Below are 15,601 nucleotides of genomic sequence, written 5' to 3' on the forward strand. Positions count from 1 at the left end.
CCGGGCCATGCTTGCGATCGAGGCGAAGAACCTGCGCCGCACCTACACCAGCCGGACCGGCTTCCTGCGTCCGCGCCGCACCGAGACCGAAGCCGTGCGGGGGATCACCTTCGAGGTGGCACGCGGCGAGCTCTTCGGACTCCTCGGGCCGAACGGCGCGGGCAAGACCACCACCATCAAGATGCTCAACACCCTGCTGCTGCCCACCTCCGGCACGGCCCGGGTGCTGGGACACGACGTGGCGTCCGACCCGGTGGCCGTACGCCGCCGGATCGGGTACGTCTTCGGCGGCGACCGGGGCCTTTACGACCGGCTCTCCGCCCTCGACAACCTGCGCTATTTCGCCGAGCTGTACGGAGTCGAGCCCCGGGACCAGAAGCGGCGGATCGCCGGACTCCTCGACCTGGTCGGCCTCGCCGGGCGCGAGAAGGAGCGCGTCGAGGGGTACTCGCGGGGTATGCGGCAGCGTTTGCACATCGCGCGCGGCCTGCTGCACAGCCCCGACGTCCTGTTCCTGGACGAACCGTCCATCGGCGTGGACCCGGTGGCGGCGCGCGACCTCCGCCGCACCGTCGCCGACCTGCGTGCCGACGGCACCACGGTGCTGCTGACCACGCATTACATGGCCGAAGCCGACGAGCTGTGCGACCGGATCGCCGTCATCGCGGGCGGCACCATCCGCGCGCTCGGCACACCGGACCGGCTCAAGTCCCGCGTCCAGGAACGCGGCATCCTGGAGATCGAGGCGTACGGGGCGGACGAGGACCACCTCGAACGCATCCGCGCCCTGGCCGGCGTGCAGGGCGTGGCCGCCGAGGACCGCGGCAGCCGACAGGCCGTCATCGTGCAGACCGAGCACGGCGCAGACCTGCACGGACAGGTCCTGGCAGCGCTCGACGGGGTCCGCGTCGGACGGGTCGTCACCCGGGAACCCACGCTGGAGGACGCCTACATCGCGATCGTGGAGGAGGCGGACGAGCCGTCCCGCGCGGAGCCCGCACCGCAGGCCCCCGGCTCCGGAACGGACCGCCACCTCGACGGCGAGGTCGCCGCGTGACGCCCGCCCGGGCCCTGCGCCTGACCGCCGTCGGCGTGCGGACACACGTGTCGTACATGAGCCGTTCGCCGCTGGAGATCACCTTCGCCGTCCTTGTGCCCCTGGTCTACGCGACGCTCTCCGTCTACCTCTTCCGCGCCGCCGACGACCCCGACCGGCTGCTGACCGCGGCCGTCGGAGCAGGGCTGATGGGCATCTGGTCCTCGGTCCTCTTCGGATCCGGCGGGGCCGTGCAGAACCAGCGCTGGCTGGGCACCCTGGAAATGCTCGTCGCCTCGCCCACCCCGCTCGCCCTCGTCCTGCTGCCCATCACCCTGGCCACCGCCGTCATCGGCACCTACTCCATGGGCGCGACGGTGCTCTGGGGCGCCGTGCTCTTCGATGTGCCGCTGGACTTCACGCATCCGGTGCTCTTCCTGGCCGCCGTCCCGGTCTGTGTGCTCTCGCTCGGGATGATGGGGCTGCTGCTCGCCGCCACCTTCGTCCTGCTGCGCAACGCGAACGCGCTGGCCAACCCGCTGGACGCCCCCGTGTGGCTGCTCTCCGGGATGCTCGTGCCCATCACCGTGCTGCCGGACTGGACGCGTCCGGTCTCCTGGGCGCTCCCCACCACCTGGGGCTCCCGCGCGGTGCACGCGGCGACCTCCGGCGGGGCGGGCGCGGCCGAGGTGCTGGTTCCGATGGGTGCCGCCCTCGGACTCGGGGCGCTCTACGCGCTGCTCGCCGTCCTCGTGCTGGGACGCGTCGAGCAGCGCGCGCGGGCCGCCGCGACCCTCGCCCTGGCCTGACCCGGCGCGTCGCCCGCGCCGGACCCGCGCCCCCGTATCCCCTTCCGCCCCATCCCAGGAGTTGCCCGCATGCCCGCCCGTATCCCCCACGCGGATTCCGGTTCCGCACCTGGCCTCCATCGCCGGATCGTTTCCTCGGTAAGACTCGTGGTGATCGGTGGCGCCCTCTCGTACCGGGCGCTCTTCAACTGGACGACACCGCCCATGTTCATCGGCACCCTGCTCGTCGGCCCGCTGCTGCAACTCCTCTTCTTCGTCTTCCTGGGACGGCAGCTGGGCGTCGCCGACGACCGCTTCTACCTGCTCGGCAACGCCGTGATCTCCTCGTCCACAGCCTGTGTGTACGGCGGCACGATGGCCGTCGCCAACGAACGGCGTTACGGGACGCTCGGCGCGGTCCTGCTCAGCCCCCGCCATCGTGCTCCGCTCTGGTTCGGCCGGGCCCTTCCGTATGTGCTGAACGGTCTCGTGATCAGCGTCTTCACGCTCTCCGCCGCCTGCCTCCTGCTCGGCCTGCGCATTCCGCTTGGGGCTCTTCCGGGGCTCGGCGTGGTCCTGCTCGCCGCCGCTGCCGGGTGCTCCGCGTTCGGCCTGGCGCTGGGGGCTCTGGGGCTGCGCTTCCGGGACGTCTTCCTCGTATCGAACGTGGCCGCTTCCGTACTCCTGCTTCTGACCGGTGCGAACGTGCCGCGGGAGACCCTGCCGGGGTGGATGCGGGCCGTCGGGGACGTACTGCCGCTGACTCACGCCGCCGACGCGGCGCGTCAGTTGTCCGCCGGGGCCGGGCTCGACGGCCGGGGGATCGCCGCGGAACTGCTGACGGGTGCCGGGTACGCCCTGCTCGCCATCGTCCTGCTGGCCCTGTTCGAACGGGGGAGCAGGCGGCGCGCGACGCTCGACGTGATGTGACGGGCCCCGCTGTTCACCCCGTGTTGGCGTCCGCGACGCTCCGCGGTGGGAGCCTCCCCGCGTAGCCGAGATGCGGCAGGGGAAGAGGGAGGCGTACGAATGGAGAGCGGGCCCGCTGTCCTCGCCGGAACGACGTTCGCACTGTTCGGCGCGGCGCTGCTGCTGTGGACGGGGGCGCGCGTGCTGAACCGCGCGCCGGTGGCGTACGGGGTGCGCCCCCTTGTATCCACCGCACTCGCCACCGTTTTCGGCGTACTTTTCCTCGTCCTCGGGGTGTGGTGCTTCGGTCGCGTGTGAGTGTGCCGGTGCGCCAGGCGTACGAGGCCGGGCCGCTCCGGGACCCGGTGCTGAGGCGGGAAACACGCCCGGGCCGCGTGGGCCTCGCGCCCCGCACCCGCAGGGCGGTCCGGACCGTACCGAAACCCGCAGGCCGTGGCCGTGCGCGCGGCGGACCGAGCGGGCCGGGCGGCAGGAATGGCGGAAGTCGGGTTACCGTTCGAGTGGCCGTTGCGGGCTTTTGCCGTTTGACACGGGGGCGGGTTGTACCGTCACACTCCGCAGCGACAGCACTGTCGGCAGCGCCCTCGCGCTGCCCCGGATGCCCACCGAGCGTCGACCGGAGAGAAGAGCGAAGTTGTCCCCGACCAGCGAGACCGCACAGGGCGGCCGCCGACTCGTCATTGTCGAGTCCCCTGCCAAGGCGAAGACGATCAAGGGGTATCTCGGCCCCGGATACGTTGTCGAGGCGAGCGTCGGGCACATCCGCGACCTCCCGAACGGCGCCGCCGAGGTGCCCGACGAGTACACCGGCGAGGTGCGCCGCCTCGGCGTCGACGTCGAGAACGACTTCGAGCCGATCTACGTCGTCAACGCCGACAAGAAGGCCCAGGTCAGGAAGCTGAAGCAGCTGCTGGCCGAGTCCGACGAACTCTTCCTCGCCACCGATGAGGACCGCGAGGGCGAAGCCATCGCGTGGCACCTCCAGGAAGTCCTGCGGCCCAAGGTCCCCGTCCACCGGATGGTCTTCCACGAGATCACCAAGGACGCGATCCGCGCCGCCGTCGCCAACCCGCGCGAGCTGAACCAGCGGATGGTCGACGCCCAGGAGACCCGCCGCATCCTCGACCGCCTCTACGGCTACGAGGTCTCGCCGGTCCTGTGGAAGAAGGTCATGCCGAAGCTCTCGGCGGGCCGCGTCCAGTCCGTCGCCACCCGGCTCGTCGTAGAACGGGAGCGCGAGCGCATCGCCTTCCGCTCCGCCGAGTACTGGGACCTGACCGGAACCTTCGCCACCGGGCGGGGCGGCGACGCCTCCGACCCGTCCACGCTCACGGCCCGGCTCAGCGCCGTCGACGGGCGCCGCATCGCCCAGGGCCGCGACTTCGGTGCGGACGGCCAGCTGAAGTCCGCCTCCGGCCAGACGCTGCACCTGGACGAGGCGAACGCCCGGGCCCTGGCCGCCGCGCTCGCGGACTCCTCGTTCGCCGTGCGGTCCGTCGAGTCGAAGCCGTACCGCCGCTCCCCGTACGCGCCCTTCCGTACGACGACCCTCCAGCAGGAGGCGAGCCGGAAGCTGGGCTTCGGGGCGAAGGCCACGATGCAGGTCGCGCAGAAGCTGTACGAGAACGGCTTCATCACCTATATGCGTACCGACTCCACGACCCTCTCGGACACCGCGGTCTCCGCGGCCCGGGCGCAGGTCACGCAGCTGTACGGGGCGAACTACCTGCCCGAGAAGCCACGTACCTACGCGGGCAAGGTCAAGAACGCGCAGGAGGCGCACGAGGCGATCCGCCCCTCCGGCGACCGCTTCCGCACCCCTGCCGAGACCGGCCTCACCGGTGACCAGTTCCGGCTGTACGAGCTGATCTGGAAGCGGACCGTCGCCTCCCAGATGAAGGACGCGACCGGTAACTCGGTCACCGTCAAGATCGGCGGCCGGGCGAGCGACGGGCGGGACGCCGAGTTCTCCGCGTCCGGCAAGACGATCACCTTCCACGGCTTCATGAAGGCGTACGTCGAGGGCGCCGACGACCCGAACGCCGAGCTGGACGACCGCGAGCGGCGGCTGCCGCAGGTCACCGAGGGCGACGCGCTGTCCGCCGACGAGATCTCGGTCGACGGCCACGCGACGAAGCCGCCCGCCCGGTACACCGAGGCGTCGCTGGTCAAGGAGCTCGAAGAGCGCGAGATCGGCCGGCCGTCGACGTACGCCTCGATCATCGGGACGATCCTCGACCGCGGCTATGTGTTCAAGAAGGGCACGGCCCTGGTGCCGTCGTTCCTCTCGTTCGCCGTGGTCAACCTGCTGGAGAAGCACTTCGGCCGGCTCGTGGACTACGACTTCACGGCCCGCATGGAGGACGACCTCGACCGCATCGCACGCGGTGAGGCCCAGTCCGTGCCGTGGCTGAAGCGGTTCTACTTCGGTACGCGGGAGGGCGACGACGCGGCCGGTGCGGGGGCGGCCTCCGACGCGGGCAACGGTGACGGCGACCACCTCGGCGGGCTCAAGGAGCTCGTCACCGACCTCGGTGCGATCGACGCGCGGGAGATCTCGTCCTTCCCCGTCGGCAACGACATCAAGCTTCGCGTCGGCCGCTACGGTCCTTACATCGAGCGCGGCGAGAAGGACTCCGAGGGCCACCAGCGCGCGGACGTCCCCGAGGACCTGGCACCCGACGAGCTGTCCGTCGAGTACGCGGAGGAGCTGCTGGCCAAGCCGAGCGGCGACTTCGAGCTCGGCGCGGACCCGGTCAGCGGGAACCAGATCATCGCCAAGGACGGCCGCTACGGGCCGTACGTCACCGAGGTGCTGCCCGAGGGCACGCCGAAGACCGGCAAGAACGCGGTGAAGCCGCGGACGGCCTCGCTGTTCAAGTCGATGTCGATCGACACGGTGACGCTGGCCGACGCGCTCAAGCTGATGTCGCTGCCGCGGGTGGTCGGGGTGGATGCCGAAGGCGTCGAGATCACGGCGCAGAACGGGCGCTACGGGCCGTACCTGAAGAAGGGCACGGACTCGCGGTCGCTGACCTCCGAGGACCAGCTCTTCGACATCACGCTCGAAGAGGCGCTGGCGATCTACGCGCAGCCGAAGCAGCGGGGGCGGGCCGCGGCGAAGCCGCCGCTGAAGGAGCTGGGCACGGATCCGGTGAGCGGTTCTCCGGTCGTCGTCAAGGACGGGCGGTTCGGTCCGTACGTCACCGATGGGGAGACGAACGCGACGCTGCGTACCGGGGACAGCGTCGAGGACATCACGCCGGAGCGGGGGTTCGAGCTGCTGGCGGAGAAGCGGGCCAAGGGGCCGGCGAAGAAGAAGACGGTCAAGAAGGCTGCGGCCAAGAAGGCGCCGGCGAAGAAGGCTGCGGCTACGAAGAAGGTTGCGGCCAAGAAGACGACGGCCAAGAAGACGACGGCGAAGAAGGCTGTCGCCAAGAAGGCTGCGGCGGAGGAGTAGGCGGGTCGGGTGGGGTGGGGCGCCTGCGGCGGGCCTCTTCCCCTACCCGCCCCTTCCCGAAACCGGGGCTCTGCCCCGGTCCCCGCGCCTCAAACGCCGGCGGGGCTGGAGTGTGCGGCGGGGTTTTGCCCCGGGCCCTGCGCCTCAAACGCCGGCGGGGCTGGAGTGTGCGGCGGGGTTTTGCCCCGGGCCCTGCGCCTCAAACGCCGGCGGGGCTGGAGTGTGCGGCGGGGTTTTGCCCCGGGCCCTGCGCCTCAAACGCCGGCGGGGCTGGAGTGTGCGGCGGGGTTTTGCCCCGGGCCCCGCGCCTCAAACGCCGGGGGCTGGAGTGTGCGGCTTGGGTGTTTGTTCGGGTGGGGGCACGGGGGATGTGGGTGGGCCGTTAGGCTGGGCGGATGACGCGAGCCGAGCAGCCTACGGTCGTGAGCCCCACCTCCGACGCACTTGCCGCAGACTCACGCGAGCGCGCCGTACGAGCCTTGTTGCGTGTTCCTCCGCTGAAGCGGTTGTGGAGCGCCCAGCTCGTCGGCGGTACCGGCGATGCACTCGCCCTTCTCGTGCTGGTGCTGCTGTCGCTGCAAGCGGCGGTTCTCGAGGGCTCATTCGGGACCGGATACCGGGGGGCGGCCTTTGCCGTCGCCGCCGTGTTCGGGGCCCGGATCATTTCCACCCTGCTCTTCGGAGCCGTACTTCTGGGGCCGTTGACGTCGCTCACGGCGCCGGGCGGGCCGGTCGACCGGCGGTGGCTGATGATCGGGGCCGACGGGTTGCGGCTTCTGCTGCTCGTCGTGGCGCCCCTGTGGATCGACTGGACGCCCTCCAACGCGCTCACGATGATCCTCGTCACCGTCTTCGTGGCCGGGATGGCCGAACGGCTCTGGACCGTCGCCAAGGAGAGCGCGGCACCCGCGCTGCTGCCCGCCCCGCCGATCGAGGGCGCCGCCGTGCGCCCGCTGCCGGATCACCTCGACGCTCTGCGCCGGCTGTCCCTGCGTACGGACTTCGCGGCCGTTCCGCTCGCCGCGGCCGTTCTGCTGGTCGCCACGGCGATCGGCAGCCTGCTGGGCTCCGGCCTGGACTGGTTCTCGTTCCATCAGGCGGCCCTCGGTTCGTACGTCGCGGCCGGGCTGTTCTCCGCCTCCATCTCCACCCTGTACTTCCTGGAACTGCCCCGTACGCAGACGCCCCGCCCGCGCTCGCCCCTGGAAGGGTTGCGCCGGCCGTCCGCGGGGAACGGCCCCGACAAGGGCCGCACCGGTTCCATCCCGCTGATCGTCGCCACCTGCGCGGCGGTCGCCGGAGCCGTCGCGGCCGCGGCCGCTGTCGCGGTGCTGCACGCCAGCGACCTCGGCGGCGGGCCCGTCACCCTCGCTCTGCTGGTCCTCGCCCTCACCGGCGGTACGGGTGTGGGCATCCGTACGGCGGGGAAGGTGCTGCCCACCCTGTCGCGGCGGCGGATGCTCTCGTTCGCCACCGCCGTCACGGGCATCGCCCTCCTGACGATGGGCCTCGTCCCGGACACCGCGACCGTCGTCCTGCTCGCCGTACTCGCCGGATACGCGGCGGGCGTCGCCGCGAACACCGGTCATGTCCTGGTCGACCAGGAGACCGAGGAGGCCCGCCGGACCAGGATCACCGAGCACCTCCAGTCCGTCGTCCGGATCCTCATCGCCCTCGGCGCGGTCGGCGGCCCCCTGGTCGCCGCGGCCATCGGCACCCACCGGCTGACCATCGGCGACTTCGTCTTCGCGCACGGCGGCGCCGCGTTCACCCTGATGCTGGTCGGCGCCCTGCTGCTGCCCGTCGCGGTCATCGTCCTCGCGAAGACGGACGACCGCTCCGGCGTACCGCTGCGGCGCGATCTGCGCGAGGCGCTGCGCGGCGGCGACCCGGCCGTCGCGCCCGCCGCGAACGGGTTCTTCATCGCCCTGGAGGGCGGCGACGGAGCCGGCAAGTCCACCCAGGTCGAGGCGCTCGCCGCGTGGATCCGGGCCAAGGGCCACGAGGTCGTCGTGACCCGTGAACCGGGCGCGACCCCGATCGGGAAGCGGCTGCGGTCCATCCTGCTCGACGTGTCGTCGGCCGGGCTCTCCAACCGGGCCGAGGCCCTGCTGTACGCCGCCGACCGCGCCGAGCACGTCGACTCGGTCGTCCGCCCGGCCCTGGAGCGCGGCGCCGTCGTCATCTCCGACCGCTACATCGACTCGTCCGTCGCCTACCAGGGCGCGGGCCGCGATCTGGCCCCCACCGAGATCGCCCGCATCTCGCGCTGGGCGACGAGTGGCCTCGTACCGCATCTGACCGTCCTCCTGGACGTCGCGCCCGAGACCGCGAGGGAACGGTTCACCGAAGCGCCCGACCGGCTGGAGTCCGAGCCGCCCGAGTTCCACGCCCGGGTGCGTTCCGGCTTCCTGACCCTGGCCGCCGCCGACCCGACGCGCTATCTCGTGGTGGACGCCGCGCAGGAACCGGAGGCCATCACCACCGTCGTACGCCACCGCCTCGACCAGGTCCTGCCGCTCTCCGAGGCCGAGATCAAGGCCCGCGAGGAGGCCCGCAGGGCCGCCGAGGAAGAGGCCAGGCGCCGCGCCGAGGAAGAAGCCGCCCGCAAGGCCGAGGAGGAGCGCCTGGAACGCGAGCGGCAGGAACAGCTCGCCAAGCTCCGTGCCGAGGAGGAGGAGCGCAAGCGCCGCGAGGAGGAGGAGGCCCGCCGCCGCGAGGCCGAGCGCCAGGCGGAGGAGGCCCGGCAGCGTGCCGAGGAGGCCAGGCTCCGCGCCGAGGAGGAGGCCGCCCGCAAGGCGGAGGAGGAGCGGCAGCGCGCCGAGGAGGCCCGCCGCGTCGCCGAGGCCGAGCGCGTGCGCCGCGAGGCCCAGGAAGCGGCGTACGAAGCGGAGCAGGAGCGGCTCCGCCGGCAGGCGGAAGAGGAATCCCGGCTCCGCAAGGAGGCCGAGGTCGCGCGGCTGGAGAAGCAGCGCAAGGCCGAGGAGGCCCTGCTCCGGGCCGAGGCCGCCCGCCGCCAGGCGGAAGCGGAGGCCCAGGCGAAGGCTCGGGCCGACGCGGCTGCCGCCGAGGAGCGTGCCCGTGAGCGGGCCGCCCGCGAGGAGGAGGCCAGTGCCCTGGCCGCGCGGCAGGAGGCTCGCGCCCGGGCCGCCCAGGAGGAGGAATCCCGGCTGCGGCAGGACTCCAGGGGGTCGTCGCGCTCGGAAGCCGGCGGTTCCGGCAGCGGCGACGAGCCCGCCGGGCCCGACAACGAGTTGACCGTGCCCACGCCGATCGTGGACCCGAACGAGATCACGCAGCCCGTTCCCGCGCCCGGGGATCCGGCGTCCGGTTCCGGCCGTGGGCCCTGGCCGTCCGACCAGGACGAGACGACCGTGATCCCGAAGTTCTCGGACGACTCCGAGGAGACGACCGTGCTGCCCGCCGTGCAGGACACCGGGGGCGGTGCCGGCGTACGGGACTCCGACCCGGCCGGCCGCGTGCCGCGCGGCATCTTCCGGGACGAGCGGCCGGCGGAGGGCGAGAACGAGCGCACCCGTGAGCTGCCGCAGGTCACCGACCCGCACGTGGAGCAGCAGCGGCCCCGGCGCCCCCGGCCCGACTGGGCGGAGGAGACCCCGCTGGACGACCTGCCCAGCCTGGCCGACGAACTGCTGGGCGGTTACGACGACGAGGGCCCGGAGTCCTCGGGCGGCCGGGGACGACGGCCGCGCCGCTGACCGGGACGCCCTTACGGGACGACGCCGATGGCCCCGCACCTTTCCCTGGTGCGGGGCCATCGGCGTCCGTGTTGTCAGACCCGTCCCTCACAATGGGAGACCGGAGCGACGGGAGCCACGCGTCGAGCGAAGCGGAAAGGCGGTGCCCATGTCCGTATGGGACGACCTGGTCGGCCAGGACCGGGTGCAGGAGCAACTGGGCGCCGCCGCCCGGGACGCCGACGTGCTGGTCACCGCCGCCGCGGCGGGGGAGCCGGTGCCGCCCGGCTCGAAGATGACGCACGCCTGGCTGTTCACCGGTCCGCCGGGCTCCGGGCGCTCCACCGCCGCCCGGGCCTTCGCCGCCGCGCTCCAGTGCACGAGCCCCGACCGCGCCCTGGGCGGGGCGCCGGGCTGCGGCTTCTGCGACGGCTGCCACACCAGCCTCATCGGTACGCACGCGGACGTCGACGTGATCCGCACCGACCTGCTCTCCATCGGTGTCAAGGAGACCCGTGAGCTGGTGCGCCGCGCCCAGCTCTCGCCGGCTGTCGGGCGCTGGCAGGTCATCGTCATGGAGGACGCCGACCGCCTCACCGAGGGCGCGGGCAACGTCCTGCTGAAGGCGGTCGAGGAGCCCGCCCCGCGCACGGTGTGGCTGCTCTGCGCGCCCTCGCTGGAGGACGTGCTGCCGACGATCCGGTCGCGGTGCCGCCACCTCACCCTGCGTACGCCGCCGGTCGACGCCGTCGCCGACGTCCTGGTGCGCCGGGACGGCATCGACCCGGAGCGGGCCGCCGCCGCCGCCCGCGCGACGCAGGGGCACATCGGCCGGGCGCGCCGCCTCGCCACGGACGAGCGGGCCCGGGCGCGGCGGGCCGCGGTGCTGAAGCTGCCGCTGCGCGTGGAGGACATCGGGGGATGCCTCAAGGCGGCGCAGGAGCTGATCGACACCGCGACCGAGGACGCGAAGCAGGCGTCCGAGGAGGTGGACGCGAAGGAGACGGAGGACATGAAGGCGGCGCTCGGGGCCGCCGCCGGAGGCCGGATGCCGCGCGGCACGGCCGGGGTGATGAAGGAGCTGGAGGACAAGCAGAAGCGCCGCAAGACCCGCACCCAGCGCGACAGCCTCGACCTGGCGCTCACCGAGCTGACCGGCTTCTACCGCGATGTGCTCGCCCTGCAGTTCGGCTCGCGGATCGCGATAGCCAACGCCGACGCCGAGGACGCCCTGGACCGCGTCGCCCGCGCGTCCACCCCGGAGCGCACGCTGCGCCGGATCGAGGCGGTGTCGGCCTGCCGCCGCGCCCTGGACCGCAATGTGGCGCCGCTGCTGGCGGTGGAGGCGATGACGATGGCGCTGCGCGCGGGCTGAGATGGCGTGCCCGTACATCCGCCGAATCACCCGGAAGAGGAGGGAATCGGGTGTGCGGTGAGGGGACGGCTACGCTCCGGGCATGGACACCAGGCGCCCGTTTCGCACTCTTGCCCTCGCGCTCGGCACTGCCGGCCTGCTCGTCTCCGGGTGCAGCGGCGGAGACTCGTCGTCGGGAGCCACGTCCTCCGCCGGCGTGGCGTCCGCGTCGCCCTCGCCGGTCCCGGCCGCCCTGAAGTCGTACTACGCGCAGCACCTCAACTGGCGGGACTGCGGAGTCAGCGGCTTCCAGTGCACGACGATGAAGGCGCCACTGGACTACGCGAAGCCGGACGGCGGCGACATCAAGTTGGCCGTCTCGCGCAAGAAGGCGACCGGCCCCGGCAAGCGGATCGGCTCCCTCCTGGTCAACCCGGGCGGCCCCGGCGGATCGGCCATCGGCTACCTCCAGGGCTACGCCGGGATCGGCTACCCCGCCCAGGTGCGGGCCCGCTACGACATGGTGGCCGTCGACCCGCGCGGGGTGGCGCGCAGCGAGCCCGTCGAGTGTCTGACGGGGGCGCAGATGGACGCGTACACACAGGTGGACCAGACCCCGGACGACGACGCCGAGGTCACGAAACTGGGTGACGCCTTCGAGAAGTTCGCCTCGGGCTGCGAGAAGCGCTCGGGCGAGGTGCTTCCGCATGTCTCGACCGTGGAGACCGCCCGCGACATGGACATGCTGCGCGCCCTGCTCGGCGACGAGCGGCTGAACTACGTCGGGGCGTCGTACGGGACGTTCCTGGGGGCGACGTACGCCGAACTGTTCCCCGGCCGCACCGGCCGCCTGGTCCTCGACGGGGCGATGGACCCCTCGCTCTCGTCGGTGGAGATGAACCGGGCGCAGACGGCGGGGTTCGAGACGGCGTTCCAGTCGTTCGCGAAGGACTGCGTGAAGCAGGCGGACTGCCCGCTCGGGAGCACGTCCGCCTCCGACGCGGCGGACCGGCTGAAGAAGCTGTTCACGCGGCTGGACGCGGACCCGATCCGCACGGGCGAGTCCCGCGAACTCGGCGAATCGCTCGCCACGACGGGCGTCATCGCCGCGATGTACGACGAGTCGGCCTGGCCCCAGCTCCGGAGCGCGCTGGCCGGCGCCGAGTCGGGTGACGGTGCCGGCCTGCTGGCCCTGGCCGACAGCTACTACGAGCGGGAGCCGAGCGGCAAGTACACCAATCTGATGTTCGCCAACGCCGCGGTGAACTGCCTCGACCTCCCGCCCGCCTTCACCGGCCCCGAAGCCGTCGAGAAGGCCCTCCCCTCCTTCGAGAAGGCGTCCCCGGTCTTCGGCAGGGGCTTCGCCTGGGCGGCCCTGAACTGCGGCCACTGGCCCGTCCCCGCCACCGGCACCGCCCACCGCATCGAGGCGAAGGGCGCCGCCCCCATCGTCGTCGTCGGCACCACCCGCGACCCGGCCACCCCGTACGCCTGGGCCGAGTCGCTGGCGGACCAGCTCTCCTCGGGCACCCTCCTCACCTACGAGGGCGACGGCCACACCGCGTACGGACGCGGCAGCGACTGCGTCGACACGGCGATCAACACGTACCTCCTGGAGGGCACCCCGCCGGCCGCGCACAAGAAGTGCACCTGACCTGGGCGAACGGCACCGAAACAGGCTGGTTCGGAGCACCCCCGGAAACTGTGTAGACTTGGCGTCGCTGCCGATCGCATCATGGTGCGAACAGGGCGCGCCGCCTTAGCTCAGTTGGCCAGAGCAACGCACTCGTAATGCGTAGGTCTCGGGTTCGAATCCCGAAGGCGGCTCGGAATTACCCCAGGACTCACTCGCCGTGACCTGGGGTTTTTTCATGCCCGGGGCGTGACGAGCCGCACGACGGGATGTCGTGGAAGTGCATGCGTGAGCGATGCGTGAGCGGAGCGGCTCAGCGATCTACTTCTTGGGCCGCTTGGCCTTGCCCTTCCTCTTGCTCATGGCCTGGGCTTTCTCCTTGGTCTTCGCCTTCTTGGCGGCCTTCGCGGCCTTGCGGGCGGCCTGCTCGGCCTCGGTCCGCCGCTGGAGGGGGACCAGCTTGGCCGTGGCCTCGGCCGCGCTCTTTCCGACGTGAGGCAGGACGCTCTGGTAGATGTCCCGCGTGATCCGGGTGTCGCTGTGTCCGAGGGTGTCGGAGACGATCTTGACGTCGATGCCGGCGGCGAGCATGAGCGTGGCCGCGCCGTGCCGGAGGTCGTGGAGGCGGATGGGTGGGAGGCCGGACGCGGCGACGAGCCTCTCGAAGAGGTCGGTGACTTTGCCGGGGTGGAGCCAGGAGCCGTCGGCCTGGGTGAAGACGAGGCCGGTGTCGACCCAGGCTGCGGCCCACTCTGCTCGGTCCGCGTTCTGCTGTGCGCGGTGGTGTTCCAGGACCTCGACGGTGTCATTGTCGAGTGCGACGACGCGGAAGCCGCTGTCGGTCTTGGGTTCGGAGGTCTCGACGTCCCATCCGTCCTGGACGAGCTGGGCGGAGACGGTGAGGGAGTGGGTGGCGAGGTTGGTCTCCGACCAGGGCTGCCCACACGCTTCGCCCCGGCGCAGGCCACGGAAGGCGATCAGGTGCCACATGGCGTACAGCCGGTCTTTGGCGACGAAGTCGAGGAAGGCGCCGGTCTGCTGGGGTGTCCAGACCATGACCGGGGACGGCTTCTCGCCCGTCTGCTCCCACTTGGCGACCCGCTCGTCGGTCCATACGAGCGCCTTCGGCTTGCGTACGGGGTCGATCTCGACGTGGGCGGCGGGGTTGAAAGTGATGATCTGCTGCCCGATCGCGTCGTTCAGAGCGGCTCGGAGGGTGGCCTTGACGTGCTGGCGCGTGGCGGGTCCGGTGATGCGACGGTAGGGCGGCATCTCGTCGATGGCGGCCTTCATCGCCTTGCGGCGGGCTCGGTTGTCCGCGCCCTTCCACGGGACGGTCGCCAGTTCGTCGATCGCGGCTCGGCGCTGGGTGTTGTCCTCCAGGATCTGGGCGTTGGCGTCGCGGATGTCGGTGAACATCTCGCTGAGGTGGCTGACGCGCAGCCGGTCGAGGCGCCGGCCGCCGATGTGCGGCTTCAGGTGGATGCGGATGTCGGTCTCGTAGCGGTTGAGGCCGGACTTGCGTATGCGCTTGCCGGCCAGCCAGCGGTCGAGCCATTCGGCGACGGTGAGGCTGCCGATGAGGTCCTGGCCGGCGTTGAGCCGCCGCCTCGTCTCCTCGACCTCCGGCAGGGGTGACCGTTCGCGGCTGACCTCGGCCAGCATCTCGGCGATGAGTTCGGTGCCCTCGGGGTCGTCCGAGTCGGCGAGTCCGAGGAGGGCGCGTACGTGGTCGAGGTCGGCCTGGGCGGGCTTGAGGCTGCCGTATCCGCCCCGGGCGAAGGAGCGGCGGCTGCCGTCCTCGCGGGGTGAGAGCTCCTGGCGTACGGAGTAGGTGCAGTGGTTCCTGCTGTTGCGCTTGGGGCAGGAGGTGCCGAGTTCCTTGCCGGACTTGGGGTCGCGGCAGGAGCAGCGGCGGTAGGTGGAGCCCTTCAAAGATCATTCTCCTCGGTGGTGTCGGGATCGCTCTCGGGGGAGTCGGTTACGCCGGCCACGTCCGGCCACAGAAACGGGGGCGTGACGCCCTCTTCCTCGATGAAGGCGCGAACTCTGCGCAGGCGGTTTTCGGCGTCGTCGGCCGCCTCGGCGGCACGGGCCTGGGAGCGGAGGGCCTCGGCCTTACGGTCGGCATTTGGTGCGGTCTGGGCGTGGTAGCGGGCGTACTCCTCGTCGCGTCGCGCGCTTCGCAGTCGCTCTTGGGCGGCGTGATGAGCCCGGAAGTAGCGGAGCATGTCGTCGTCCGCGCCGAGTTCGGTCTCCTCCCCGGTGAACCAGCGCAGCGCGTTCAGTGCGGAGGTGGAGTCCTGGAGCGGGAGCTGCTGTACGTCGTCGATGTAGCCGACGGGATAGATGAGGCAGATGGGCGGGGTGTTCAGTGCCTGGGCCAGGACCATGACGTCGACCAGAGGCAGGTTGGAGCGGCGCCCGGACTCCATGTTGGCGATCACGTTGCGGGGGATCGGATGGCCGATCTCCGCGCACTTGTCGGCCAAGTCCTGCGCGCTCCAACCCAGTTCCTTCCGTCGTCTGCGGACCTCGATGGCCACGGTGGCCATGACCTGATCCACCCACTCCAGGACGTCGTCTTCGTCGTCGGCCCACTTAGATCCATGATGGCTGCGGCGTTGTGTCATGTAGACACATTAACTTGCTTAGTGTTGATTCCAAGACCTGGAGACGAGCGCGGCAGTCGCGTTCGCCGT

The 15,601-nt window shown here is 71.7% G+C and carries 10 protein-coding genes and 1 tRNA gene; 9 read left to right on the forward strand and 2 right to left on the reverse strand.

Annotated elements, in window-relative coordinates; translation table 11 throughout:
• The first annotated feature begins 7 nt into the window (after positions 1–7).
• The 9 genes from OG867_RS17450 (at position 8) to OG867_RS17490 (ending at position 13,093) form a co-directional block, all read left to right on the forward strand.
• Positions 8–1,057 (forward strand): ABC transporter ATP-binding protein, encoded by a 1,050-nt coding sequence (locus OG867_RS17450; protein ID WP_328900914.1) that lies wholly within the window; start codon positions 8–10, stop codon positions 1,055–1,057.
• Positions 1,054–1,845 (forward strand): ABC transporter permease, encoded by a 792-nt coding sequence (locus OG867_RS17455; RefSeq protein ID WP_406286448.1) that lies wholly within the window; start codon positions 1,054–1,056, stop codon positions 1,843–1,845. The genes OG867_RS17450 and OG867_RS17455 overlap by 4 nt, the downstream gene beginning before the upstream one ends.
• Positions 1,846–1,992: 147 nt before the next feature.
• A complete protein-coding gene (locus tag OG867_RS17460; RefSeq protein WP_328900912.1) occupies positions 1,993–2,754 on the forward strand; it encodes an ABC transporter permease in 762 nt (253 codons plus the stop codon).
• A 99-nt stretch (positions 2,755–2,853) separates the two neighbouring features.
• A complete protein-coding gene (locus OG867_RS17465; protein ID WP_328900911.1) occupies positions 2,854–3,051 on the forward strand; it encodes a hypothetical protein in 198 nt (65 codons plus the stop codon).
• 337 nt (positions 3,052–3,388) lie between these two features.
• The gene (topA, locus tag OG867_RS17470) at positions 3,389–6,214 is read left to right on the forward strand and encodes a type I DNA topoisomerase (protein WP_328900910.1); all 2,826 of its coding nucleotides are present in this window, start codon (positions 3,389–3,391) and stop codon (positions 6,212–6,214) included.
• 395 nt (positions 6,215–6,609) lie between these two features.
• Positions 6,610–9,933, forward strand: coding sequence for a dTMP kinase (tmk, locus tag OG867_RS17475; protein WP_406286451.1), 3,324 nt, complete (start codon positions 6,610–6,612; stop codon positions 9,931–9,933).
• Positions 9,934–10,081: 148 nt separating this feature from the next.
• Positions 10,082–11,287 (forward strand): DNA polymerase III subunit delta', encoded by a 1,206-nt coding sequence (locus OG867_RS17480; RefSeq protein WP_406286453.1) that lies wholly within the window; start codon positions 10,082–10,084, stop codon positions 11,285–11,287.
• Between the two features lie 82 nt (positions 11,288–11,369).
• Positions 11,370–12,920, forward strand: coding sequence for an alpha/beta hydrolase (locus OG867_RS17485; protein ID WP_406286457.1), 1,551 nt, complete (start codon positions 11,370–11,372; stop codon positions 12,918–12,920).
• Positions 12,921–13,019: 99 nt separating this feature from the next.
• Positions 13,020–13,093: transfer RNA gene (locus tag OG867_RS17490), tRNA-Thr, on the forward strand.
• Between the two features lie 127 nt (positions 13,094–13,220).
• Here OG867_RS17490 and OG867_RS17495 read toward each other — a convergent pair.
• Together OG867_RS17495 and OG867_RS17500 are read right to left on the reverse strand one after the other, a co-directional pair.
• A complete protein-coding gene (locus OG867_RS17495; protein ID WP_406286459.1) occupies positions 13,221–14,834 on the reverse strand; it encodes a tyrosine-type recombinase/integrase in 1,614 nt (537 codons plus the stop codon).
• On the reverse strand, positions 14,831–15,532 hold the full coding sequence (locus OG867_RS17500; protein ID WP_406286462.1) for a helix-turn-helix domain-containing protein: 702 nt from the start codon (positions 15,530–15,532) through the stop codon (positions 14,831–14,833). The genes OG867_RS17495 and OG867_RS17500 overlap by 4 nt, the downstream gene beginning before the upstream one ends.
• Between the last annotated feature and the right edge of the window lie 69 nt (positions 15,533–15,601).

Origin of the sequence: Streptomyces sp. NBC_00209, from assembly GCF_045206345.1 — a bacterium.
Classification (GTDB): Bacteria; Actinomycetota; Actinomycetes; order Streptomycetales; family Streptomycetaceae; genus Streptomyces.

Bases quoted from the DNA above. Each gene is read 5' to 3' on its own strand.
- OG867_RS17450 (WP_328900914.1), top strand. From the start codon at position 8: ATGCTTGCGATCGAGGCGAAGAACCTGCGCCGCACCTACACCAGCCGG.
- OG867_RS17465 (WP_328900911.1), top strand. From the start codon at position 2,854: ATGGAGAGCGGGCCCGCTGTCCTCGCCGGAACGACGTTCGCACTGTTC.
- tmk (WP_406286451.1), top strand. From the start codon at position 6,610: ATGACGCGAGCCGAGCAGCCTACGGTCGTGAGCCCCACCTCCGACGCA.
- OG867_RS17480 (WP_406286453.1), top strand. From the start codon at position 10,082: ATGTCCGTATGGGACGACCTGGTCGGCCAGGACCGGGTGCAGGAGCAA.
- OG867_RS17485 (WP_406286457.1), top strand. From the start codon at position 11,370: ATGGACACCAGGCGCCCGTTTCGCACTCTTGCCCTCGCGCTCGGCACT.
- OG867_RS17500 (WP_406286462.1), bottom strand. From the start codon at position 15,532: ATGACACAACGCCGCAGCCATCATGGATCTAAGTGGGCCGACGACGAA.